Below are 21,790 nucleotides of genomic sequence, written 5' to 3' on the forward strand. Positions count from 1 at the left end.
CACCATGGCCCTGCTGCCCGACGTCGACCGCTTCGACGCGGCCCACTACGGCATCCCGCCACGCCACGCCGCCGCGATGGACCCCCGGCACCGGCTGCTGATCGACCTCGCCCGGGAGGCCGTCCAGGACGCGGGGTGGGAGGCCGACGGCTTCGACCGCGAGGAGACCTCGGTGATCACCGCGCTCACCGAGAGCGGCTACCGCGAGCTCAGCACCCTGCGCATCCGGATGCGCCAACTGGCGGGCGGGGAGTTCGGAGCACCCGCGGCCGGTCCCGAAGCGCAGGAGCAGGTCCGCGCCGTGGACGGGCTGCATGGCAGTTCCGTGGCCGGGCTCCTGCTCAACATGGGCCCCAACAGCGCGCAGGAGCATGTCGCGGACCAGTTGCGGGTCGAGGTTGGGGAAGAGCAGGCGGGCGGCGGCCTCGTCCAGCCCGCCCGCACCGCGGTGGCAGCAGATGATGTGGCCCAGCTCGTGCACGATGATGTGCTCCTGATGCGCGCCGGTGGTGTTGGCGTCGTAGAAGATGAGGTCCTCGTCGCGCGCGGCGACCCACATGCCGCACGGGTGGGTGGAGGGCATCTGCATCGGGACGAGGACGATCGGGCGCCCCCGTGCCGCGCCGAGGTGGCCGCACAGCTCGGCCACGTCGGCGGCTTCCGGCAGGCCGAGTGCGGCGAGGTGCCGGGCGCCGGCCCTGCGGAGCTCCTTGAGCCGGCTGCGGCGGTCCTGGTCCGCCGCGCGCTCCTTGCGGGAGCCCCTCATCCGGCGTCCCCGGGACCTGCGCCATCCGCGGGATCTGCGGGGTCCTTCACCGGGGGCAGCCCCTGGAGCTGGCGGTACTGGTCCATGATGGCCGTGATGGCCTGGAGGTTCTCCTTCTTCATCCCGGCCGCCCGCATCGCCACGGCGCGGACTCCGGACTGGCGCAGCGCCTCGACGGCGGCGAGCTCGCTCAGGACGGACCGGGCGGCCTCGTCGTCGAAGAAGTAGGCGACGGAGACGCCGAAGAAGCGGGCCAGGGCGGCGAGCAGGCCGGGGGAGGGGGTGGAGCGCTTGCCCGTCCGCAACTGCGACAGGTACACGCCGCCGACCTTGAGGTCGGGACTGACCCGTTTCAGCTCCTCCGCCACCTCGGCGTTGGTCCAGTGCCTGCCCTTGGGCCGGACCGTCCTGAACAGGTCGTCCAGCCGCACCGCGAGCAGGGGCCGTTCGTCGGCCCCGTTCCCGGTCTCCGTCATGGTGAACCTTCCTCTCGTCACCTCCTCGGAATAGCCACTGGCTATACGGACATTTCGCAGAATAGCGGTCAGTTGACAATTGGCCCTGACTCGGCAGACGTTGGGTCTCGCCGATAGCTGTCAGCTAACGCGGCCCACGGGGGAAGGACGGGTCGTACGGCGGCAGACGTCGGTCTGGCCCGGCCCTCGGGGGATGGGCCGGGCCAGCCGGGGCGGGGAGCATCCCGTCCAGCCCGCAGGAAAGCGGGGACACGGGGGTGTCCCGCCCGGTTCGACGGGGGATGCAAACCGGGCGGGAGCTCTCAACTCGCCTCGCCGAGCTTACTGTAGGCCGCCGCGACCCGGGTGAGCCAGGCTACTTCCGCGCGGAAATTGTCCGTGTTCCGGCCGTCGAGATCCCCCGCGTCCTTGCTGTCGCGGGGCACGGCCCCGGCCCGTTCGGCGCTCAGGGCCCGCTTGATCTGCGCCGCTTCGGTGACGGCCTGCCGCTGCTCGGTGCCCGCCCCGTCCGCCGCCGCGCCCGGCAGGTCCGTTCCGGGGGCGGCGCGGTCGATGTAGGGGGCGCAGATCGCGCCATCCGTCCCGTATCTCCACCACCCGCCGGTGCAGGCGGTAGTCGAGGTCGGAGACCGAGGCCCCCCGGGGGTTCCAGCGCGATGTCCGGGGACGACTCGTACAGGTCCCGCCAGAGCGGGTACAGGGCGCGGTAGGACCGGTAGGCGCGTGCCCAGTCCAGCAGCCGGGTGGCCGCGGGCCCCCAGGAGGAGTTCGTCAGGCCCAGGGACAGGACGACGATGCCCAGCGCGCCGAAGACGTTGGAGGCGAGCTTCCAGGGGCCGATGTCGACCCCGGCCGCCGCCGTGAGGATGTTGACCGTCCGCGCCGTGCAGTACAGGAAGAGGATCACGGCCGCCGCGGAGAGCGTGCGCAGGGCCTGTCGCAGCGGGGCGTTGTCGGTCATCCGGGCGTACGGGCCGCACTGGCGGAAGATGGTCACGCACGGAACCGCCTGGGAGACGATGAAGGCCAGGAGGTGGACGAGGACCAGCGGGCGGCCACTGCCGGTGTCGAAGTCCGTCTGCGGCCGGTCCGGCCCGTCGGCGAGCAGGAAGAGCGCCACCAGCAGGATGTTGAGGACGAATCCGGTGACGATCCACCGGCGCGCCCGGCGCGCCGTCGTCTCGTCGGACGCCGCCCACCGCAGCAGGATGATCTGCGCGCTGACGCAGAACGCCACCGTCGACAGGTGCATGAGGAGGATGGCGAGGTTGCCACGCCCAGGATGCTCCCGCCCCCCATCGCCACGGCTCCCATGGCGAAGGTCACGCACTGCAGCACCAGGGTGGTGATCAGCGTGCGGTAGGCGCTGTCCTTCCAACTGCGCCGCGCCTGGCAGAGGCGGTGGACGAGCGCGGCGTACGAGGCGAGTGCCGCGATGACGAAGCAGAGGGTCCTGGTGGTGTTCACGTCCCGGTCTCCTGCGAGGGCCGCGCTGCGGCGGACGGTTCAGTCGGATGCCCCGCCGAGGGGGACCTCGAGCCCGATGCCCTCGGCCGTCACCGCGACGGCGTAGTCGAAGAAGGCGGCCTCGTCGCGCACGCTGTCGTGCGTACGGCTGAAGACCTGGAACACCAGCAGCCCGATCAGGCCGCTCCACAGCACGATGCCCCGTTCGACGATGTCCGAGAACGGAGCCTCGGGAACCCCGCCGAAGAGCGCCGTCGCCTCGGGCAGGAGCAGGGGCGGGCCGGGCACCGCCCGCCGCGGCGGGGTGAGTTCGCCCCCGGCCAGGGCCGCCCCGAGGATGCCCGCGAGGACCGCCGGGGTGCGGGAGGCGGGTCCGACCGTGTCCTGCGGCGCGTGGTAGCCGGGCACGGGAGACCCGTAGACGAGGCTGAACTCGGCGGGGTGGTCGAAGGACCACTGCCGCAGGGCCCGGGTGACCGCGAGCAGGCGGGCGCCGGCCCGGGCGCCGCGGGCGACGGCGTCCGCGTCGGCCCGCTCCATCGCCGCGCCCGACGCGTCGTAGGCGTCGACGAGGAGAGCGGTCAGCAGGTCGTCCCGGTGCGGGAAGAGGGCCTCGACGGCGTCGGCGCCGAGGCCGGTGTCCCGGGCCACGGCCGCCGGTGACAGGCCCGCGGCCCCCACCTCGGCCAGGTGGCGGCGCGCGGTGTCCTTGATCCGCGGGAGCGGTCCCGCCGGGTCGTCGTTCGAACTGATGGGGGAAGCGTTCATGGCGGCACCGTACCCGCCGGACGGTGCGGGTCCGCTCCCGCGACCGGCGAACGCCCGCGCCCTGCAACGTGATCCGGCCACGGTGCGGGACGCGGGCGCGGCGGCTCAGAGGGAGGGGTCGCGGTGTGTGGGCCGGCCGTCGAGGACGGTGAGCAGCACGGGGAGGTCGGGCAGGTCCGTCGCGGAGGTGGTCAGCGGGTCGTCCGCGAGGACGGTGAGGTCGGCGCGGTGGCCGACGGCGATCCGGCCCGCGAGGTGCTCCTCGCCGGCGGCGAGGGCCGGGTTGACGGTCATGCCCTGCAGGGCCTGGAGGGCGGTCAGTGCCTGTTCGGGGCCGTGCGGGGGCTGGGTGAGGTCCCGGCCGGGGCGGCGGTGCCGGGCGCCCGCCATGACACCGAGGGGCGGGTACGGGGCGATGGGCCAGTCGGAGCCGAGGACCACGGTGGCGCCGGAGTCCCACAGGTCGCGGCAGCGCCAGGCGCGCGCGGCGCGTTCCTCGCCGAGGCGGCGGGACCAGTTGTCGGTGTGGTCGGCCCGGGTGAAGTCGCAGCAGTGGGTGGGCTGCATGGACGCGATCACGCCGAGTTCGGCGAAGCGGCGCAGGGTGTCGTCGGGCACGGTCTCGATGTGCTCGACGCGGTGGCGCACCCGGGGCCCGCCGCCGGCCGCGGCCCGCTCGACGGAGTCCAGGACGTGGCGCACGGCGGCGTCCCCGATGGCATGGGTCGCGGTGGGCACGCCGGCCCGGTGGAGTTCCCCGACGATCCGCGTGTAGACGTCCGGGTCGGGCCAGAACGCGTGGGTGGACTCGCCGTGGCAGTCGGGGCGTTCGAGCCAGGCGGTGCCGTTGTCGATGGTGCCGTCCATGAAGATCTTGACGCCCTCGGTGCGCCAGAGCGCACCGCCGGTGCCCTGTTGCCGGATGAGCGCGCGGACCCCGGCCGCGTCCGTGCCGGGCTGGCACCAGGGCGCGACGCGCAGCCGGAGCGGCAGTTCGCCCGCCTCGTCGAGCCGGGCGAAGAAGGCGAGGCTGTCGCCGCCCGCGTCCATCACGTGCGCGCCGGTCAGGCCCGAGGCCGCCAGCGCGCGCAGGGTGGCGGCGAGCCGGTCCAGGCGCTCCTCGCGCGTGGGCCGCGGCGCGACGCTCTCCACGAGCTCGCAGGCGGCGTCCTCCAGCAGCAGCCCCGTCGGGCGGCCCGCGTCGTCGCAGACCACCTCGGCCGACGCCTGGCGGAAGACCCGCGGGCCGTCCACGCCGGCCAGTTCCAGGGCACGTCGGCTGGCGACCGCGGAGTGGGCGTCGAAGAGCAGCAGGAAGGCGGGCACGCCGTCGAGCACCGCCTCGAAGGGGCCGTTGTCCACGGGCCGGTCCCCGAAGGCGTTCGGGTCGAGGCCCCAGCCGTGCAGCCAGGCGCCGGGTGCCAGCTCCCGCACACCCCGGGCCAGCGCCGCGCGCACCTGTTCCAGGTCGGTGCAGGCCGACAGGTCGAGGCCCGCCGTGAGGTCGGCGCCGGTGACGGGGTGCAGGTGGCCGTCGACCAGCCCGGGCGTCACCACGGCGCCGCCCAGGTCGATGACGGTGCTGGAGGCGCCGGCGAGGGACCGGATCGTACGGTCGTCGCCCAGGGCGGAGATCCGCCCGTCGGACACGGCCAGCGCCGTCTCGGGCAGCACCTCACCGGTGACGGGGTCCAGGAGGCGGGCGGAGAACAGGGCGAGGGAGGTGTGCACGGCGGCTCCAGGAGGAACGGGGCGGTTCGGCGGGTCAGCAGGTCATCGGGTCCGATCGGACGGTCACCGGGCCGGGTCGGACGGCGCGGCGGGGGTGGCCAGGGCGCCGCCGGCGAGCCCGAGCGCGTGCTCGGCGGTGGCGGCGGCCATCCGGGTGGCGGCCGCGGGGCGGTCGCCGGTGTCGGTGTTGGCGTGCGCGCCGAGACCGTCGAGGACGACCAGGATCTGGACGGTGGACACGTACGGGTCGGCGGTGCGGAACTCGCCGCGGTCGACGCCCTCGCGCAGGAGGCCCTCCAGTCGGCCGCGCCAGGCGGCCTCCTGCTCGCGCACCCGGTCGCGCAGGACGGGCCGGTAGCGGCTGAGGTGCCGTGCGTTGATCCAGAGCCGGCTGATGGCGTCGTAGTCCTCGCCCGAGGTGCGGGCGAGGAAGCGGGCGAGGTGGTCCGTCGCCGTGCCCGTGGGCCGGTCGGCGGGCAGCAGCCCGTCCAGCTCGACCCCGGCCGCGGTGCCGAAGGCCTCCGCCACCAGGTCCTCCACCGCGGGGAAGTAATGGCTGATCAGGCCCGGCCGGACGGCCAGGTCGTCGGCGACGCGGCGCAGGGTGACGCACTCCAGCCCTTCGGTCAGGGCGACGGCCGTGGCGGCGTCGACGATCTCCGCCCGGCGGGCCTCGGGGGACTTGCGGATCCGTTTGCGTCCGACGCTTGACGCCATGGTGCGGATGCTATTGAGTGTGCGACCAATAAGCAAGCAGGCGGGCTGAACCCCGGCACACGGAGGACCTCGCGGCGTCCACGACCCCCGAACCGCTCCCCGGAACCCGCGGCGCTCCCGCGGAGGCGATGGCCGCCGCACGGTCCGGCGGCGGCCGCCCCGCGCGCGCCGGCCGGGTCGAGGCCCACGGCGTGGAACGCATTCCCGACGGGGAACGGCGCGGCCGGCCCCGGGACCTGTTCGCCGTCTGGGCCGCCGCGAACGTCAACTACCTCAGCCTGGTGATCGGCGGCGCGCGGGTGCTGATGGGACTGAGCCTGTGGCAGGCCGTCGCGGTGATCGTGGCGGGCAACCTCTTCTGGGTGTTCCCCGGCCTGCTCGCCACCTCGGGCCCGGCGGCGGGCACGCCCAGCGAGGTGATCACCCGGGCGCTCTACGGAGTCCTCGGCAACCGCGTGAACAACGCCATCGGCGGCTGGCTGCTCTCCGTCTGCTACTTCGCCCTCGACCTCACCGCCGCAGGAGCGGCCGCCTTCGCCCTCGCGGAGCGGGCCGGTGTCACCCCCGGCACGGGTCTGCGGATCGCCCTCGTCGTCCTGATCGCCGTGGCCACCCTGGCCCTCAGCGTCTACGGCCACGCGATGATCATGAAGCTGTACCTGCCGATCACCCTGGCCCTCACCGCGGCCTTCGCCTTCGCCGTCGCCGTGGCCGCGCGGGCCGACCTCGCCCTCCAGGCCGTCGGCCTGCGGGTGCGCCGCTCCGTCAGCGTCGTCCTCGACGGGATCGTCTCCGTCGCGCTGACCCTCTACGGACTGCTCGTGGCGGGCCTGCTGGACACCGTCGGCAACGCGCTCCAGCTGAGCGTCGTCCTGATCGGCCCGTTCACCGCGGTCTGCGCCACCGACATCGTGCTGCGCCACGGCCGGTACGACGGCGCCGCCCTCTGCGACGAGAGTCCGCGGAGCCCGTTCTGGGACGCGGGCGGTGGCCGCCGTCCTCGGCGGAGTGGACCTCTCGCTGTCGGCGGGCATGCTGGTGACGGCCTCCCTCTACGCGGCCCTGATGCGCAGGTCCCCCACCGTGGTCGCCGCCCGTTCGGGGCGCTGACGGCGGTCGGCGCGCGGGAGGGCCCCGGGGACACGCCCCGGGGCCCTCCCGCGTACCGCAGCCCGCCTACCGGAGCCCGCGTACCGGATCCCGCGTCAGGACACGGTGAGGAACCGGGCGACGCTCGGGACCCCCTGGGAGTCCAGCGCGAAGAGCATGTAGTTCCCCGGCAGGACCACGCCGGTGTCCGAGGGGATCGAGACGGTGTACGCGCCCGTCCCCGCCGGTGTGGCCGACAGCGGCACGCGCCGCTGGTCGTTGTCGGTGGAGTGGGTGGCCGCCGCCGCCCGCATCAGGACGAAGGAGGCGACGGGGGAGTCCGTGCCGACCGTCAGCGAGGCGCCGGGGGCGGCACGCGGCGGAACGCCCCCGGTGATGGCGGGCCGCGGCTTCGGCGAGCCGTCGGCCTCGAGGAGGTACGGAGGCGTGAAGACCGCCCCGTCGGCGTGGTTGGTCGCGCAGTCGCCGCACAGGCCGCCGCCGCCGGAGAAGATCCGCCCGTCCGGCAGCAGGTTGGCGACGCTGTGGTAGTTGCGCGGGACGGCCATCGTCGCCAGCGGCGTGAAGCGGCCCGTCGCGGGGTCCCACAGCTCGGGGGTCAGGACGGACGTCGCGTCGCTGAACGGGACCGGGTTGGCCTGGCCGCCGAAGACGGCGACCTTCCCGTCCGGCAGGACCACGCTGTTGCTGAAGGCGCGGGCGTGCTCCATGTCGCCCGTCCGGGCGGCCTGGACCTGGCTGTCCGAGATGCCGACCGTGTACGCGCGCTGCGTGGCGGGGGAGTCCTGGTAGGCCGGCGACCCGCCCAGGGTGACCAGCTTGCCGATGTCGTACGCGACCGCGTTGCCGGTCATCGCGTCCTGGCTGTCGGCCCGGTTGCCGGCGGAGGTGATGGTGCCCTGCCCGGTGGTGGTGATCCAGTTCATCTGCCGGCTCGGCCCCAGCTGGAGCACCTTGCCGCCCGAAGTGGCGTGCAGCCACATGTGGTTGTCCGCGCGGTACGGTCCGGCGGGGTCGGCGGTGAGCGCCGGTGCGGCCGAGACGCCGGGCAGCTTGCGCCAGGTGCGGGTGTCCGGGGACCAGACCTCGCCCGCCTTGTCGGTGCTCGCGTTCCCGCTCCAGGAGCCGCCGAGGACGAAGGCCTCCCCCGTGGAGAGGAGCGTCATCGCCTGGTAGCCGCGGGCGGTGTTCATGCTGCTGGTCGCCGACCAGGCGTCCGTGGCCGGGTCGTAGATGCTCGCCTTCTCCGCGTTGCTGCCGCCGGTGATCAGCACGCGGCCGTCGGCGAGCATGGCTATGCCCGGGCAGAACATGTCGTGCCCGGTGTTGTCGATGCGCCGCTGGGTGACCTTGCCCGTCCTGAGGTCCAGGATCGCGGTCTGCGTGTACCCGTTGCTCCCGCCGAAGCGGTCGACGGCGTACGCGGACCAGGCGAGCAGCTTGTCACCGGGCAGGGCGGCCGTGGCGACGGGCACCAGCGGGAAGCCGATGATCCGGCCCCAGGAACCGTGGACGGCGGGGCTGGCCGGCCCGCTCAGGCGGATCTCCGAGGCCGAGGACCAGGGCCCGCGGCCGCCCGCCTCCGAGGTCAGCGTCAGCCGGACGTAGCGGGCGCTCTCGGCGCGGGTGAAGGTGGCCGTCTTGACGGAGTCGTCGTCGCGCCAGGTGCCTGCGGCCACCGGTGCGCGGAAGGTCGTCCCGTCGGTGCTGGTGGCGATGGTGTAGGCCCCGGCGCGCCCGTTGGCCCCGTCGGTGCGCGGGTGGTAGGCCAGTGCGGAGACCGTCGTCGCGCGCTTCATGTCGATGGTGAGGGTGTGCGGCAGGGGCGCGGCGGTGCCCGACCACCTGCTGTGCCAGATCGTGGCATCGCTGCCGTCGAGGACGTTCGCGGCGCGGCCGTTCTCGCCGGTGGTCTCCTCGTCGCTCGCCGTCGCCGTCCAGCCGGCCCGGGACAGGTCGACGGTGGCCTCCGGGGTGCCGGGGTCGCCGAGCAGGTTGATCTCGGCGGCCGAGGTCCAGGGGCCGCGCCCGCCCGCCTCGGTCAGCGCCGTCAGCCGCACGAACCGGGTTCCCTGGGGCGCGAACCCGAGGGTCTTGGCGCTCGCGTCGTCCGCGACGGTGCCGGTGGCCACCGGGCTCCCCCAGTTCACCCCGTCCGGGCTGACGCTGATGCCGTACTCGCCCAGCCGCCCGTTCGGACCGTTGGTGCGGGGCTGGTAGACGACGGCGGAGACCACGGCCGTGCGCTTCATGTCGATGGTCAGGGTGTGCGGCAGGGGCGCCGCGGTGGCGGTCCACTTGCTGTGCCAGATGGTCGTGTTGTCGCCGTCGAGGACGTTGGCGGCACGGCCGTTCTCGCCGGTGGTCTCCTCGTCGCTCGCCGTCGCCGTCCACCCGGCGCGGTCGAGGAGCGGGGCCGTGGGCTCCATGGCGTTCGCCGGCACGAGACCGTGGTGGGGCGACTGCAACGCCTGCTGGTCCGTGGGCACGGGCGCGGGCCGGGGGCGGGGCGCGGCCGGGCTCGCCACGCCGAGCCAGGGGGTCAGGCCGATCAGCAGGGAACCGAGGCCGAAGGCGATGAGCAGATGGGAGCGGCGTAACAGCCGGAGCGAGGCGAAGGAGCGCCTGGACTGCAATCTGACCTCCTGGGGCGAACGGACAGGCCCGTAGAAGATAGTCAGATCAGTGACAACTCGCCCGAGAACGTGGAGAGTTGGCGGGAAACCTCACGGTCCCCCGGCAGGCCCCCCGGTCGGACCCCCGCCCTCCCCGGCCGGCCGGCCGGGGGAGAGGCCGTCCCAGAAGCCGAGGCGGTGCTCGCGCGCGTAGTCCACCGGCCCGATCCGGGACGGAGCCAGCGACTGCGTGTACGGCCGGCCCGGGAGGGCCGTGCGGTACGGCGGCCACGCGGGCAGCCCCGCGACCCCGGGCGAGCCCGTGCGGGCGAAGGCGGCCCAGTACGCGGTCATCGCCTCCGCCAGGCGGCGCTGCGCGGGCGTGAACCGCGGTTCGGCGGCCCCGTCCTCGAACAGGTACGGGACGTCGCCGGCGTGGAACGCCCCGAAGTCGAAGCCGTCCGGCACGGGCAGGAACACCGGCGCCCGCCGGTCGGCGAACTCGTAGGCGTACACCGGGACGTGAGCGGCCAGGGCCTCGTGCTGGGCCCGCGTGCCGCGCGCCCACATCCGGTCGGTGACCACGGCCGCCCACGCCAGCCCCGGTGAGGGGAAGGAGTCCACGGGATACTCGGCCCGCACCCGGGGAGCCGCCCCCGTGCCGAACGCCGTGCGCAGGGCGCGGTCGTAGTCGTCCGCGGTGAAGGGCCTGCCCGCCGCGTCGTACGCCGTCCCCACGAAGGTGCGGTGTTCGTCCCGGGTGGCTCCCGACAGGACGGGCACCCGGTGGAACCGCCCCGAGTGCAGTGCGGCGGGCGGCAGTTCCGGCAGGATGGCGTTGCCGAAGGCGAAGGCCTGGAAGGCGTTCATGACGGAGGGCACCCGCAGGATCCGCTCCACCGGCAGGGCCCGCAGACAGGCCAGCGCCCGGATGCCGCCACCACAGCCCAGCGACCCCGTCATGGCCGCCGTGATCTCCTCCATCTCGCGCCCGGTCCGCCACACGTACCAGGGGTACGCCGGCACGTCCGGCCCCATCGTCCCGGCCGGCATGTCCATCAGGGCCTCGCCGCTCGCCATCACCGCGCGGTGGAACAGGCCCCGGGAGGCCGGCGAGGTCAGGTGCGCCGCCACGGCCGACGCCCCGAAGGACACCCCCGCCAGGGTGACGTTGCCGGGATCGCCGCCGAAGGCCCGGACGTTGCGCCGCACCCACTCCAGGGCCGCCCGCTGGTCCTGGAGCCCGAAGGTGCCCGACCCGGCGAGCCCCGGCAGGGCGAGGCCGCCGAACACGCCGAGCCGGTAGTTCACGGTGACCACCACCAGCCCCCGGCCGGCCGGGCGCCGCCCGTCGAAGAAGGAGCCGCCGCCCACGGCCCCGTCCCCGTGGATCCACACCAGCACCGGCGCGGGCCGCCGCGTGTCGGCCCCCGGTGGCGTGGTGACGTTCAGGACCAGGCAGTCCTCCTCCGTGCTGGAGATCCGCGCGTACGGCGAGGGCACCTGGGGGCACAGCGGCCCGGTCCGGGTGGCATCCCGGATCCCCTCCCACGGTCGCACCGGGCGGGGCGGGGCCCACCGGTGGGGCCCGGTCGGAGCGCCCGCGTAGGGGATCCCCCGGAAGAGCGTGAACGCGCCCGACCGGCTCCCGCGCAACGCGCCGTCCTCCGTCCGCACGACCGCCCCGACCGCCGTCCCGGACCCCGGAGCCGGGGCGCACCCGGACGGGAGGGCCGCCGCCGCGGCCAGGGCGAGGGCGCAGACCGCGGCCGGCACGGCCCGGTGCGGGCGCCCGCGGCGACTCATCCGGTGGCCCGCATCAGGCCCCGACGTACTGGGCCAGGTGTTCACCGGTGAGGGTGGAACGGGCGGCCACCAGCTCGGCGGGCGTCCCCTCGAAGACGATCCGGCCGCCGTCGTGACCGGCGCCGGGACCGAGGTCGACGATCCAGTCCGCGTGGGCCATGACCGCCTGGTGATGCTCGATCACGATGACCGACTTGCCCGAGTCCACGAGCCGGTCGAGGAGCCCGAGGAGCTGCTCGACGTCGGCCAGGTGCAGGCCCGTCGTCGGCTCGTCCAGGACGTAGACCCCGCCCTTGTCGGCCATGTGCGTGGCCAGCTTCAGGCGCTGGCGTTCGCCGCCGGATAGGGTGGTGAGCGGCTGTCCGAGGCTGACGTAGCCGAGCCCCACGTCGGCCAGGCGCTCCAGGATGCGGTGCGCCGCGGGCGTGGCCGCCTCGCCGGAGGCGAAGAACCCGGTGGCCTCCGTCACCGGCATGGCCAGCACCTCGCTGATGTCCCGCCCCCCGAGGCGGTAGTCCAGCACCGACGCCTGGAACCGCTTGCCCTCGCAGTCCTCGCAGGTGGTGGCCACCCCGGCCATCATCGCCAGGTCGGTGTAGATCACGCCGGCGCCGTTGCAGGTGGGGCAGGCCCCCTCGGAGTTGGCGCTGAACAGCGCCGGCTTGACCCCGTGCGCCTTCGCGAAGGCCTTGCGGATCGGGTCGAGCAGCCCGGTGTAGGTGGCCGGGTTGCTCCGCCGCGAACCGCGGATCGCGCTCTGGTCCACCGATACGACACCCTCGCCGCGGGGGACCGAGCCGTGGATCAGCGAGCTCTTCCCCGAGCCGGCGACGCCGGTGACGACCGTGAGCACGCCGAGCGGGATGTCGACGTCCACGTCCCGCAGGTTGTGGGTGGAGGCCCCGCGGATGGAGAGCTTCCCCGTGGGCTCGCGCACCGTGTCCTTCAGCGCCGCCCGGTCGTCGAAGTGCCGCCCGGTGATGGTGCCGGCGGCCCGCAGGCCCTCCACCGGTCCTTCGAAGCAGACCGTTCCGCCCGCCGTGCCGGCGCCGGGGCCCAGGTCGACGACGTGGTCCGCGATCACGATCGTCTCCGGCTTGTGCTCCACGACGAGCACCGTGTTGCCCTTGTCCCGCAGGCGCAGCAGCAGCTTGTTCATGCGCTGGATGTCGTGCGGGTGCAGGCCGGTGGTGGGTTCGTCGAAGACGTACGTGGTGTCGGTGAGGGAGGAGCCCAGGTGCCGGATCATCTTCACGCGCTGCGCCTCGCCGCCGGAGAGCGTGCCCGCGGGGCGGTCGAGGGAGAGGTAGCCGAGCCCGATCTCGACGAACGAGTCGAGGGTATGGTGGAGCGTGGCGAGCAGCGGGGCGACCGACGGCTCGTCGAGTCCGTCGACCCACCGGGCGAGGTCGCTGATCTGCAGGGCGCAGGCGTCGGCGATGCTGACGCCCTTGATCTTCGACGACCGGGCGGCCTCGGTCAGCCGGGTGCCCTCGCAGTCGGGACAGGTCGTGAAGGTGACCGCCCGGTCCACGAACTCCCGGATGTGGGGCTGCATCGACTCCCGGTCCTTGGCCAGCATCGACTTCTGGATCCGGGGGATCAGGCCCTCGTAGGTCATGTTGATGCCGGCGATCTTCATGCGGACCGGCTCGCGGTACAGGAAGTCGTGCAGCTCCCGCTTGGTGAACTTCGCGATCGGCTTGTCCGCGTCGTAGAGCCCGGACTCGCTGTACAGGCGGTAGCTCCAGCCCCCGGGCTTGTAGCCGGGCACCGTCATGGCGCCCTCGTTCAGCGACCTGGAGCTGTCGAAGAGCTGCGTGAGGTCGAGGTCGGTGACCGAGCCGCGCCCCTCGCACCGCGGACACATGCCGCCCGTGATGCTGAAGGAGCGCCGCTCCTTCACCTTCTGGCCGGCGCGTTCCACGGTCACCGCACCGGCCCCGCTGATCGAGGCGACGTTGAAGGAGAAGGCCTTGGGCGAGCCGATGTACGGCGTGCCGAGCCGGCTGAACAGGATGCGCAACATGGCGTTGGCGTCGGTGGCGGTGCCCACCGTGGAGCGGGGGTCGCCGCCCATCCGCTGCTGGTCGACGATGATCGCCGTCGTCAGGCCGTCGAGCACGTCGACCTCGGGCCGGGCCAGGGTCGGCATGAAGCCCTGGACGAAGGCGCTGTAGGTCTCGTTGATCAGGCGCTGCGATTCGGCGGCGATCGTGTCGAACACCAGCGAGCTCTTGCCGGAGCCCGAGACCCCGGTGAACACCGTCAGACGGCGCTTCGGGATCTCGATGCTCACGTCCTTGAGGTTGTTCACGCGGGCGCCGTGCACGCGGATCAGGTCGTGACTGTCGGCAGCGTGCGGCTGCGTGTTCTTCCTCGTGGCCATGCTGGTCGTGTCTCCTACGGCTGTCGCTGGGCTGCTACTGCTTGCGGGGCTGGTTGAAGCGGAGCATGTTGCCGGCCGGGTCGCGGAAGGCGCAGTCGCGCACGCCGTACGGCTGGTCGATCGGCTCCTGCATGACCTCCCCGCCCGCGGCCCGGATGCGTTCGAAGGTGGCGTCCACGTCGTCGGTCGTGAAGATCACGCCCCGCAGCAGGCCCTTGGCCAGCAGCTCCGCCATCGCCTGCCGGTCCGCGGGGGAGGCCCCCGGGTCGGCGAGCGGGGGTTCGAGGACGATCTCCACGTCGGGCTGGGCGGGCGAGCCGACGGTGACCCACCGCATGCCCTCGAAGCCGACGTCGTTGCGGACTTCCAGGCCGAGGACGTCACGGTAGAAGGCGAGCGCCTTGTCGTGGTCGTCGACGGCGATGAAACACTGGGAGAGGTTGATGTTCATGGCTCCGACGCTACGAGGAGGAGGCCGGTTTCGCTTCTCCATTCCTGACCGGTTCCGCGCCGCGCACCGGTCGTGTCATGAATTTGGCGACGCAGGCGGGGATCGCCTCGCCCGCGTCGTGGCTGCGGGCCCGGTAGGCGCTGGGGCTCTCGCCGACCAGCTCGGTGAAACGGGAGCTGAACGATCCCAGGGAGGTCGACCCGACCGCGAAGCAGACCTCGGTCACGCTCAGGTCCCCGCGCCGCAGCAGTGCCTTCGCCCGCTCGACACGGCGGGTCATCAGATAGCTGTACGGGGTCTCCCCGAAGGCGGTGCGGAAGCTGCGCGAGAAGTGCCCGGGGGACATCAGGGCGATCGCGGCCAGCGCCGGGACGTCCAGCGGCTCCGCGTAGTCGCGGTCGATCGTGTCCCGTGCGCGGCGCAGCCGTACCAGGTCCTCCAGCGTCATACCGAGCAGCATCGCACGGCGGGGGCGCCCGCCCGGGCCGGGCCGGTCATCCCGTGGGGGATTCTCCGACGATCAGGCTGCGCAGGGCTGGCATGCCGCCCTGCGCCAGGGCCCGCCGCTGCCGGTCGGCCGGGGTCCCCTCCTGCAGCAGCCGGTGGACGAGGGAGCCGACCTCGCGGTCGTCCCCGGACTCCTCCAGGGCCGGCGCCACGTGGGCGAGCAGCGCGCACAGCACGTCACCGCTGCTGCGGCGGCGGCCCTCGGGGTCGACCAGCGTGGTGTCGAGGCCGTGCCGGGCCGCGTGCCAGTTGGCCGCCTGGAGCAGCTCCGGAGGGCATGCGGGCGGTGCGACCCCGGCTTCCGTCTCGGCCAGGGCGACCGCGACGAGCGCGCGGACCAGGCCCGCCAGCATCACCGCGTCGTCGGCGTACAGCTGCACGTCCAGGCAGCGCACCTCGATCGTGGGGTAGCGGTCGGACAGCCGGGCCTGCCAGTAGAGCTGGCCGCGGTCGGCGATCACGCCCGAGGCCAGCAGGGCGTCGATCCGTGCCTCGTAGTCGGCGAGCCCGTCGAAGTACGGGGGCGGGCCGCTGACCGGCCAGCGGCCGAAGACGATGGTGCGCCAGCTGGCGAATCCGGTGTCGCGACCGTCCCAGAGGGGCGAGTTCGCGGACATGGCCAGCAGGGTCGGCAGCCAGACCCGGATGCGGTTCAGCACGGCCACGCCGGTCTCCGGATCGGGCACCCCCACGTGCACGTGCATGCCGTTGATCAGCTGTTCGTCGACCAGCTGCCGGGCCTGCCCCTCCATCCTCAGGTAGCGCGGGCGCGGGGTGACGGGCACCGCGGCCGCGTTCCGGACGGGGGCGGCGGCCGTCATGGCGACGCGGCAGCCGTGTTCCTCGGCCGCGGAGACGACCGCGTGCCGCAGCCGCAGGAGGTGGCCGCCCACCTCCTCCAGCTCCGAGCAGACCGGTGTGGCGACCTCCACCTGCGCCTGCAACAGCTCGTCCTGGACCTCGTCGTCCTCGGCGATCGACCCGAGCCCCGCGGCCCCGCGCACGTACTCGGCACCCGGAACGGGAAGGACCGTCACCGGATCCACGAGGAGGTACTCCTCTTCGACGCCAAATGTGATCACCAGGTGCGGTTACCCCGGAACGGGCCGATCATCCTGCGGCTGCGCCCGTCCGGAGTACACCCGGGTGTACTCCGGACGGGCGGGGGAACGGCCGCGGCGGCACGCCGGACGTGTGAGGGAGGTGTTCCGGACGGGGCGGACGGGCATATGCGTACGACAAGGACGGGAGGCCAGCGATGAACGGTGGAGAGCAGGCGAGAGGGCGGTCGGCCGGCGCGGGGGCGGAGGGCCCCTGGAAGGACTTCGAGCACGTGCTTCGGGCGATGGACCGCCTGGCGGAGCGCTCCGCGACGCGGCCCGGCCCGGTCGGCCGAGGCGCCCGCGGGCCGCGGGCCGAGGCCGAGCCCCGGGTGTAGGCGACCGCGGTGGGCGCAGGAGCGCCGTGGAGGTGGCGAGGGCCCGTACGGTGCGCACCGTACGGGCCCTCGCCACCTCCACGGCGCCGCCCGCCCGGCGGTTCAGTGGCCGAGGGCGCGCTTCAGCTGCGCCTTGTCCATGGAGGACCGGCCGTGGACGTTCCTGCGCCGGGCCTCCTCGTACAGCTGGTCGTACGTCGGGCCCCCGGCCCCCTTGTGGGAGCGCAGCCCGCCCCGCCGGCCGGAGGAGATGTCCTCCAGGGAGGTCCGGGAGGCGGTCCTGGACTCGCCGGCCCGGGCCCGTTCCTTGTTGACGGTCCGCGCGGCGATCTCCTTGGCCCGCTCCGGGCTCTCGCCCCTTTCCTCGGCGCTCTCCCGGATGTGCTCGTACTGGCGTTCCCGCTTGGGGCTGGATCCACGAGGCATGATCACTCCTCGGTCGTGGGGTGGCCGGACCGGTTCCACCCGCGCCTACCCTGCCGGCCCCGGTCCACGCGCGGATCCCGCCCGCCTCCCCCGGTGCCGAAGTGCGGGGGTTGGTCCCGTGCCGACCGGGTATCCGCCCCGACGAGAAACCTCCTTGGAGAGGGGTGCCATGATCCAGGTGTCCATTCCGCTGTTCCCCACGGGAGACGGCATGCTGCTGATCCCCGCCGAACACGTGACCACCCTGCTGCGGCATCTCGCGGCGGACTGGGTGGATTCCACCGAGCGCGGTGAGCTGCACGGCGACCCGCAGACCGCCCGCGACCTGTCCGGTGTGCTGGCGGAGCTCGCCGATCAGATCGACGTCGAATGCATCGGGTTCAGCTCCGCACTGGACCGCTAGCCAGGTCGCGCCGTCCGGGTGCGAGATGGGCCCCGGCGGCCGCGAGGGCCTCGTGGACCGAGGTCCGGCCCATGAGCACGCACAGCGTGTACGCGGCGTCGTCCATGGCGGCGCGGGCCGTGGCGTCGCCGGGCGCCGCGGCGAGCAGCTCGCGGCACGCCCGGAACCGGGAGAGGGCCTCCTCGGTGCGGGCGACGCTGGGCAGGAGTCCCACGCCCCGCCCGCCCTCCGCGCACCGTCCTGAGGTCCGCAGGGCCTCCACCGCGCGGCGGACGGCCCGCTCCCAGCGGCGGGGTACGGCCTCCCCGGCGGAACCCGCGTGCAGGGCCGCCGCCAGGTCCGCGACCGGGACCGCGGCCGACTCGGCGGCGGCCGCCAGCACCAGGCGCGCCTCCCGCACCCCACAGGGGGTCAAGGCCATCACCATGCCCGTCGCCCACTCCGCGGAGGGCTCGCTGCGGAGCGCCGAAACCTGCCCTGCAGAGGGCTGATGAATGCGTGGAATGATCACGGATCATCCTTTCAACCGAAGGTCGTGTGCGGGATGGACGGGGGGTATGGAAGGTATGCCCGCCCGGTGGGCCTTCGTACCCCCGAGTCCGGCCGGGAACGGGGCACCGGCCGTGCCGACGGGGACGCCCGCCGACCCCCCGCGACCGCCCGCCGCCCCCGCGGGCGCCCGCCGTCTCCCCGGGTCCGGGCCGCCCACCGGTGGGACAATCCCTTGTGGGGACACCGGCGCGGCGCACCGGACCCCGTCCTCGGGGTGACATCTGGGGAGGAGCGTGATGAGCACCCCCGCCGCTCGCATCGCCGACCTGCTGGACGTCGTACCCGCCGCCTCCAACCCGCCCGTACGGCCCCCCGATCCGGTCCCGGAGAAGCCCGCGCGGGCCGCCGGACCCGTCCTCGCCGTCACCGTCATGTGGGGCGACCTCGCGGAGGTGCCCGCGGACCTGCACGTCACCGGCCACTACCAGTCGGTGGTCCCCGCGGCCGCGGAACTCGCCCTGGACGAGGCCATCTCCGCCGGCTCCCGGCGGTTCATCACGGAGCACACCGGACTGGGCTGGATCGACGCCCAGTCGGGGAAGATCACCTACTTCCCCGGCAAGGGTGGAACGTTCCGGTCCGCGGCCGTGGTCGGCATGGGGCCGCTCGGAACCCTGACGGAGCGCCGGGCCGGACAGATGTACGCCTCCCTGCTGGGCGAAGCCGTCGCCCTCGGCCACGTCTCCACCCGGGCCACCGTGCTCATCGGCTCCGGCGCCGGCAACCTGACCGTGCACCGGGCGGCCCGCGCGCTCGCCAGGGGCTTCGCCGGCGCCCTCACCGCCCTGGGCACCTCCGCGGCCGCGCCCCGCCTCGCCGACGCCGTCGTCGTGGAGGTCGACCGGCTGCGCGCCGAACAACTGCACCTGGCCCTCACCGAGGCCGCGGCCAGGCTGCCGCAGCTGCGGATCGCCCCCGGGCTGCGGGAGGGCACCGGGGGCCTGATGCTCGGCCCCTCGGCCTGGGTCTACGCCCTCGCCGCGCTGACCGGACTCGCCGAGCGGGGCGGTCGGGTGTCGGCGGCCTGCGCCGGGCCGCGCTGACCGGGCGGGCCACCGTACCCGAGCGGCTGGTCCCCGTGGACACGGACCTGCTGCGGGAGCTCGTGGACCGGCTGGCCGAGCCCTCCGTCAAGGACGCGCGCGAACTCCCCGACCTCCTGGCCCGGTTCGTGGTGCCGCCGGACTTCCAGCGGCTGCTCACCGACGACGCCACCGTGCTGCTCGAACTGGACCGCGACACCGCCTCCGACCGGCTCAAGAGCCTCGGCGTCGAGGTGAGCCTCTTCCTCGGCGCGGCCAACTCGGTGCGCCAGGCGGGGTTCGAGCCCGCGCGACGGCTCGACGTCCTGCGGGTCCTGCTGTGCGGGGGCAACCACATCGTCCACTACCGCGGCCACAGCGACTTCGACCCCACGGGCGCGGGCCGCCGCTCCGGATGGGTCTTCGCGGACGGGCTGCTGACGGCTCAGGAGCTGACCCTGCTCGAACGGCCGCCGCTCATCGTCGTCGCCAACGCCTGCCACCCGGCCCGCCTCGGCAGCGCCGGCGGACCGCGGACCGGGACCGGCCCGGGCTCCGCCGCCGCGGACCGCACCCCCTGGGGCCACCCCCAGGCCGCCCTGGCCCCGAGCCTCGCCGACGAGTTCCTGCGGATCCGCGTCGGACACCACGTCGGGGCGGCCTGGCGGATCCGGGACGAGCAGGCGGTCACCTTCGCCGAGCAGGCGCGGTCCCTGCGGTGGGCGGCGGCCGCCCCGACGGTACGGACGGCGGCCGTACGGAACGCAGCGGAGGCGGCGGGTGACGGCCCGGCTGCCGACGGATGACGGCCCGACCGACCGCCCTGCCGCGGTCAGTCCTCCGGGCGCCGTCGCGTCGCCGACGGGTCCGGACCGGGCCGCGCCGTGCCGCCACCGGCCGCGCCCGTCCGGTCGTAGAGGCGGAACAGCCTGAGGCTCCCGGGGCCCTCCGCGTCGCCTTCCTCGGCCAGGGCCTCCCAGCAGCGGGCGAACAGGGCCCGGGCCCGCGTTCCGGGCCAGGGCCGCGGCAGCAGTTCCGGCGGGAGCAGCGGGTCGGGCCGCATGGCGTCGGTGAAGGCCGCGGCCAGCTCGACGGCGCACACCAGCCGCTCGGTGCCCGTGGGCCGGTCCGGGCCGGTCAGCCGGTCCAGGCGGGCCTGAGTCAGCGCCGCCAGCGCCGTGTGGCGAGCGGCGACCTCCCGCAGCGGCCAGAGCCGTGCCGCGAGCCGGACCGGGTCGTCCTCCTCGCCCACCCGCAGGTCACGGGTGGTGAACCGGGTGAGGACGGGTCGTACGCCGAGTCCGTCGGCGTGGGCCTCGACGATCGGGCCGATCGCATTGGCGCAGACGTAGAGGCCGCCCTGGAGGGGAGCGGCGCCCAGATACAGCAGTGTGTCGCGGAGGGCGTCCCGGGCCCGCCGCTCGGTCTCGGGGACGGCGAAGGCGAAGAGGTGCCAGTTGCCGTCCCACGGGGCGAGGCCCCGGTCCTGCCGGTAGGCGTGGCGCACGTACTCCACGTCCGGCGCGAGGGACCCGGCGGCGTCGGGTGCGGCGTGCAGCCGGGACCTGCGGCCCCGGCCCTCCTGGGTGAACCGGCCGTCCGCGACCAGGCGTTTGACGCACAGTCTGACCTGCTGGTCGGTCATGCCGAGGGCCTCGGCGACGGCGTACAGCTCGGCGCCGTCGACCGTGCCGTCCTCGCGGAGCAGGCCGTGCACCAGGGTCCTGGTGCCGATCTCCGGAGCCACGGGCGGTGCGCCGGGACCGGCGGGCTCGGTGGGGTCCGTCTGCGGCGTGCCGTTCGTCACGGCTGCTCCTCGGGGGTCCGGGGGGAAGGGGCGGCGCCGGCCGGGAGGAGACGGTGCATCGTGGTCACCGCGCCGAAGCCCATGAGGTGTTCGAGGTACGGGGTGCGTTCCGTGCGCACGGCGGTGAAGCCGTGGCGCTCGTAGAGGGCGCGGGCGCGCGGGTTGACGTCGATGACGTCCAGCCGGATCCGGGTACAGCCCGCCTCGGCGGCGACGGCCGCGATCTCGGTGAGCAGCCGGCTCCCGATGCCCGAGCCCCGTTGGGCGGGGTCGACGGCGATGCCGTCCATGACCAGTTCGCCCGGCGCGGGGGTGCGCTCCAGCAGGGCCAGCAGGGCGATCCGCGGCAGGCCCCGCAGGGGGCCGTAGGCCCGGAGCACGTCGCGCGAGCCCCCGCCGGTCAGGCCGCGGTCCCCGAGGCGGTAGCCGGCCACCCCGGCCACCCGGTCACCGCCCGGGCCGCCGGGGGAGAGGGCGACGATGCCGCGGTCGTGGTGCAGGTGGCGGGCGAGGAAGGCCCTGCCCCGTTCGGGCGGCCCCAGCGCGGAGCCCAGTTTCCGGCCGAAGGCCTCCCAGTACAGCTCGGCCACCCGGTCCTCGGCGCCGTCCGGGACGCCCCGCCGGATGAGGGCCGCGTGGTCCGCCGCGTTCCCGTCCATGATTCCTCCTCGTCATTTCCGTACGAGCATAGTACGGTCGAATTAGAAACGAGCGTTGTTGAATCGATAGTTCTGGGAGTGGTGACATGGCATCGAGGTGCACCCGCCGCCGCCGGGTGGTGAGGGCCCTGGCCGCCACGTTGGCCGTCCTGGCCGTCCTGGCGGCCGGACTGGCCGGGCTGGTGATCCGGCAGAACACCTACGACCTGCGGGAGGAGGCGGTGACCGTGCACCGCGGCGAGCGGACCCTGGACGGTGTGCTGGCCACGCCGCCCACGGGCGAGGGTCCGTTCCCGCTCGTGGTCCTCGTCCACGGAGACGGGCCGGTGGACGCCACGCACGACACCTTCTACCGGCCCCTCTGGGAGGCGTTCGCCCGCGCTGGCTACGCCTCCCTGTCCTGGAACAAGCCGGGAGTGGACGGCTCCCCGGGCGACTGGCTCGACCAGAGCATGGACGACCGGGCGGCGGAGGCCGCCGACGCCATCGCCTGGGCCCGCACCCGGCCGGACGTCGACGGCGACCGGATCGGCCTGTGGGGCGCCAGCCAGGCCGGCTGGGTGCTGCCCGGGATCGTCGCGCGGGACCCCGGCGTACGGTTCGTGATCGCCGTCTCGCCCGCCGTCGACTGGCGCCGGCAGGGCCGCTACAACCTCCTCGCCGAACTCCGCCGCGACACC

19 protein-coding genes and 6 pseudogenes are annotated in these 21,790 nt (G+C 74.2%); 7 read left to right on the top strand and 18 right to left on the bottom strand.

Annotated elements, in window-relative coordinates; all coding sequences use genetic code 11:
• Window positions 1–4: 4 nt before the first annotated feature.
• Window positions 5–163 (top strand): annotated as a pseudogene (locus ACPU2J_RS32625) (beta-ketoacyl synthase N-terminal-like domain-containing protein); the annotation flags it as partial.
• Between the two features lie 171 nt (window positions 164–334).
• On the opposite strand, the pseudogene ACPU2J_RS32630 reads toward ACPU2J_RS32625, so the two are convergent.
• The 8 genes and pseudogenes from ACPU2J_RS32630 to ACPU2J_RS32665 form a co-directional block, all read right to left on the bottom strand.
• A pseudogene (locus tag ACPU2J_RS32630) lies at window positions 335–766 on the bottom strand (toxin); the annotation flags it as partial.
• Window positions 763–1,242, bottom strand: a complete 480-nt coding sequence (locus tag ACPU2J_RS32635; protein WP_420078416.1) for a helix-turn-helix domain-containing protein — start codon at window positions 1,240–1,242, stop codon at window positions 763–765. The pseudogene ACPU2J_RS32630 and the gene ACPU2J_RS32635, both read right to left, overlap by 4 nt.
• Window positions 1,243–1,544: 302 nt before the next feature.
• On the bottom strand, window positions 1,545–1,667 hold the full coding sequence (locus ACPU2J_RS32640; RefSeq protein WP_423834661.1) for a hypothetical protein: 123 nt from the start codon (window positions 1,665–1,667) through the stop codon (window positions 1,545–1,547).
• 112 nt (window positions 1,668–1,779) lie between these two features.
• Window positions 1,780–1,851, bottom strand: a pseudogene (locus tag ACPU2J_RS32645) (hypothetical protein); the annotation flags it as partial.
• A gap of 82 nt (window positions 1,852–1,933) precedes the next feature.
• Window positions 1,934–2,494: pseudogene (locus ACPU2J_RS32650) on the bottom strand (MAB_1171c family putative transporter); the annotation flags it as partial.
• 254 nt (window positions 2,495–2,748) lie between these two features.
• Window positions 2,749–3,477, bottom strand: coding sequence for a TetR/AcrR family transcriptional regulator (locus ACPU2J_RS32655; RefSeq protein WP_420078415.1), 729 nt, complete (start codon window positions 3,475–3,477; stop codon window positions 2,749–2,751).
• A 105-nt stretch (window positions 3,478–3,582) separates the two neighbouring features.
• Window positions 3,583–5,208, bottom strand: a complete 1,626-nt coding sequence (locus tag ACPU2J_RS32660) for an amidohydrolase (RefSeq protein ID WP_423834662.1) — start codon at window positions 5,206–5,208, stop codon at window positions 3,583–3,585.
• A gap of 63 nt (window positions 5,209–5,271) precedes the next feature.
• A complete protein-coding gene (locus ACPU2J_RS32665) occupies window positions 5,272–5,925 on the bottom strand; it encodes a TetR/AcrR family transcriptional regulator (protein ID WP_423834663.1) in 654 nt (217 codons plus the stop codon).
• A gap of 128 nt (window positions 5,926–6,053) precedes the next feature.
• Here ACPU2J_RS32665 and ACPU2J_RS32670 point away from each other — a divergent pair.
• Window positions 6,054–6,578, top strand: a pseudogene (locus ACPU2J_RS32670) (cytosine permease); the annotation flags it as partial.
• A gap of 334 nt (window positions 6,579–6,912) precedes the next feature.
• A complete protein-coding gene (locus ACPU2J_RS32675) occupies window positions 6,913–7,035 on the top strand; it encodes a hypothetical protein (RefSeq protein WP_420078412.1) in 123 nt (40 codons plus the stop codon).
• Between the two features lie 95 nt (window positions 7,036–7,130).
• Here ACPU2J_RS32675 and ACPU2J_RS32680 read toward each other — a convergent pair whose 3' ends face one another.
• The 7 genes from ACPU2J_RS32680 to ACPU2J_RS32710 all read right to left on the bottom strand — a co-directional run bounded on the left by ACPU2J_RS32680 (window position 7,131) and on the right by ACPU2J_RS32710 (window position 16,667).
• The gene (locus ACPU2J_RS32680) at window positions 7,131–9,671 is read right to left on the bottom strand and encodes a discoidin domain-containing protein (protein ID WP_423834664.1); all 2,541 of its coding nucleotides are present in this window, start codon (window positions 9,669–9,671) and stop codon (window positions 7,131–7,133) included.
• A gap of 90 nt (window positions 9,672–9,761) precedes the next feature.
• A complete protein-coding gene (locus tag ACPU2J_RS32685) occupies window positions 9,762–11,456 on the bottom strand; it encodes a carboxylesterase/lipase family protein (protein WP_423834665.1) in 1,695 nt (564 codons plus the stop codon).
• A 13-nt stretch (window positions 11,457–11,469) separates the two neighbouring features.
• The gene (locus ACPU2J_RS32690; protein WP_423834666.1) at window positions 11,470–13,845 is read right to left on the bottom strand and encodes an ATP-binding cassette domain-containing protein; all 2,376 of its coding nucleotides are present in this window, start codon (window positions 13,843–13,845) and stop codon (window positions 11,470–11,472) included.
• Between the two features lie 34 nt (window positions 13,846–13,879).
• Complete coding sequence (locus ACPU2J_RS32695; protein WP_361602214.1) at window positions 13,880–14,296, bottom strand: VOC family protein; 417 nt, start codon at window positions 14,294–14,296, stop codon at window positions 13,880–13,882.
• Between the two features lie 10 nt (window positions 14,297–14,306).
• Window positions 14,307–14,744 (bottom strand): AraC family transcriptional regulator, encoded by a 438-nt coding sequence (locus ACPU2J_RS32700; RefSeq protein ID WP_361602217.1) that lies wholly within the window; start codon window positions 14,742–14,744, stop codon window positions 14,307–14,309.
• 46 nt (window positions 14,745–14,790) lie between these two features.
• Window positions 14,791–15,885 carry a carboxylate-amine ligase gene (locus tag ACPU2J_RS32705; protein WP_423834667.1) on the bottom strand — a complete coding sequence of 365 codons (1,095 nt, stop codon included), beginning with the start codon at window positions 15,883–15,885 and terminating at the stop codon, window positions 14,791–14,793.
• Between the two features lie 458 nt (window positions 15,886–16,343).
• Window positions 16,344–16,667 carry a plasmid stabilization protein gene (locus ACPU2J_RS32710; RefSeq protein WP_420078407.1) on the bottom strand — a complete coding sequence of 108 codons (324 nt, stop codon included), beginning with the start codon at window positions 16,665–16,667 and terminating at the stop codon, window positions 16,344–16,346.
• Window positions 16,668–16,836: 169 nt separating this feature from the next.
• On the opposite strand from ACPU2J_RS32710, the gene ACPU2J_RS32715 reads away from it, so the two are divergent.
• Complete coding sequence (locus tag ACPU2J_RS32715) at window positions 16,837–17,070, top strand: DUF6213 family protein (protein ID WP_361607294.1); 234 nt, start codon at window positions 16,837–16,839, stop codon at window positions 17,068–17,070.
• On the opposite strand, the gene ACPU2J_RS32720 is transcribed toward ACPU2J_RS32715, so the two are convergent.
• Window positions 17,048–17,497 carry a DUF5133 domain-containing protein gene (locus ACPU2J_RS32720; protein ID WP_423834668.1) on the bottom strand — a complete coding sequence of 150 codons (450 nt, stop codon included), beginning with the start codon at window positions 17,495–17,497 and terminating at the stop codon, window positions 17,048–17,050. The two genes, ACPU2J_RS32715 and ACPU2J_RS32720, sit on opposite strands and share 23 nt — an antisense overlap.
• Before the next feature lie 361 nt (window positions 17,498–17,858).
• Here ACPU2J_RS32720 and ACPU2J_RS32725 point away from each other — a divergent pair, with 361 nt between their 5' ends.
• Both ACPU2J_RS32725 and ACPU2J_RS32730 read left to right on the top strand, forming a co-directional pair.
• Window positions 17,859–18,665, top strand: coding sequence for a hypothetical protein (locus tag ACPU2J_RS32725; protein WP_423834669.1), 807 nt, complete (start codon window positions 17,859–17,861; stop codon window positions 18,663–18,665).
• A gap of 35 nt (window positions 18,666–18,700) precedes the next feature.
• Window positions 18,701–19,450 carry a hypothetical protein gene (locus tag ACPU2J_RS32730; protein ID WP_423834670.1) on the top strand — a complete coding sequence of 250 codons (750 nt, stop codon included), beginning with the start codon at window positions 18,701–18,703 and terminating at the stop codon, window positions 19,448–19,450.
• A gap of 26 nt (window positions 19,451–19,476) precedes the next feature.
• On the opposite strand, the gene ACPU2J_RS32735 is transcribed toward ACPU2J_RS32730, so the two are convergent.
• Window positions 19,477–20,391 carry a PaaX family transcriptional regulator C-terminal domain-containing protein gene (locus ACPU2J_RS32735; RefSeq protein ID WP_420082279.1) on the bottom strand — a complete coding sequence of 305 codons (915 nt, stop codon included), beginning with the start codon at window positions 20,389–20,391 and terminating at the stop codon, window positions 19,477–19,479.
• Window positions 20,392–20,447: 56 nt separating this feature from the next.
• Entirely contained in the window at window positions 20,448–21,110 is a 663-nt protein-coding gene (locus ACPU2J_RS32740) for a GNAT family N-acetyltransferase (protein WP_420078403.1), read from the bottom strand.
• 86 nt (window positions 21,111–21,196) lie between these two features.
• Between ACPU2J_RS32740 and ACPU2J_RS32745 the strand changes: the two are divergent.
• Window positions 21,197–21,703: pseudogene (locus tag ACPU2J_RS32745) on the top strand (alpha/beta hydrolase family protein); the annotation flags it as partial.
• Window positions 21,704–21,790 lie beyond the last annotated feature (87 nt).

The sequence above is a fragment of the Streptomyces manipurensis genome, from assembly GCF_049570255.1.
GTDB classification, from domain to species: domain Bacteria; phylum Actinomycetota; class Actinomycetes; order Streptomycetales; family Streptomycetaceae; genus Streptomyces; species Streptomyces manipurensis.

What these genes read in the sequence shown, in the direction of transcription:
- ACPU2J_RS32635 (WP_420078416.1), bottom strand. Translation starts at nt 1,242, where the DNA reads ATGACGGAGACCGGGAACGGGGCCGACGAACGGCCCCTGCTCGCGGTG.
- ACPU2J_RS32655 (WP_420078415.1), bottom strand. Translation starts at nt 3,477, where the DNA reads ATGAACGCTTCCCCCATCAGTTCGAACGACGACCCGGCGGGACCGCTC.
- ACPU2J_RS32665 (WP_423834663.1), bottom strand. Translation starts at nt 5,925, where the DNA reads ATGGCGTCAAGCGTCGGACGCAAACGGATCCGCAAGTCCCCCGAGGCC.
- ACPU2J_RS32685 (WP_423834665.1), bottom strand. Translation starts at nt 11,456, where the DNA reads ATGAGTCGCCGCGGGCGCCCGCACCGGGCCGTGCCGGCCGCGGTCTGC.
- ACPU2J_RS32690 (WP_423834666.1), bottom strand. Translation starts at nt 13,845, where the DNA reads ATGGCCACGAGGAAGAACACGCAGCCGCACGCTGCCGACAGTCACGAC.
- ACPU2J_RS32695 (WP_361602214.1), bottom strand. Translation starts at nt 14,296, where the DNA reads ATGAACATCAACCTCTCCCAGTGTTTCATCGCCGTCGACGACCACGAC.
- ACPU2J_RS32700 (WP_361602217.1), bottom strand. Translation starts at nt 14,744, where the DNA reads ATGACGCTGGAGGACCTGGTACGGCTGCGCCGCGCACGGGACACGATC.
- ACPU2J_RS32710 (WP_420078407.1), bottom strand. Translation starts at nt 16,667, where the DNA reads ATGCCTCGTGGATCCAGCCCCAAGCGGGAACGCCAGTACGAGCACATC.
- ACPU2J_RS32715 (WP_361607294.1), top strand. Translation starts at nt 16,837, where the DNA reads ATGATCCAGGTGTCCATTCCGCTGTTCCCCACGGGAGACGGCATGCTG.
- ACPU2J_RS32720 (WP_423834668.1), bottom strand. Translation starts at nt 17,497, where the DNA reads ATGGTGATGGCCTTGACCCCCTGTGGGGTGCGGGAGGCGCGCCTGGTG.
- ACPU2J_RS32725 (WP_423834669.1), top strand. Translation starts at nt 17,859, where the DNA reads ATGAGCACCCCCGCCGCTCGCATCGCCGACCTGCTGGACGTCGTACCC.
- ACPU2J_RS32740 (WP_420078403.1), bottom strand. Translation starts at nt 21,110, where the DNA reads ATGGACGGGAACGCGGCGGACCACGCGGCCCTCATCCGGCGGGGCGTC.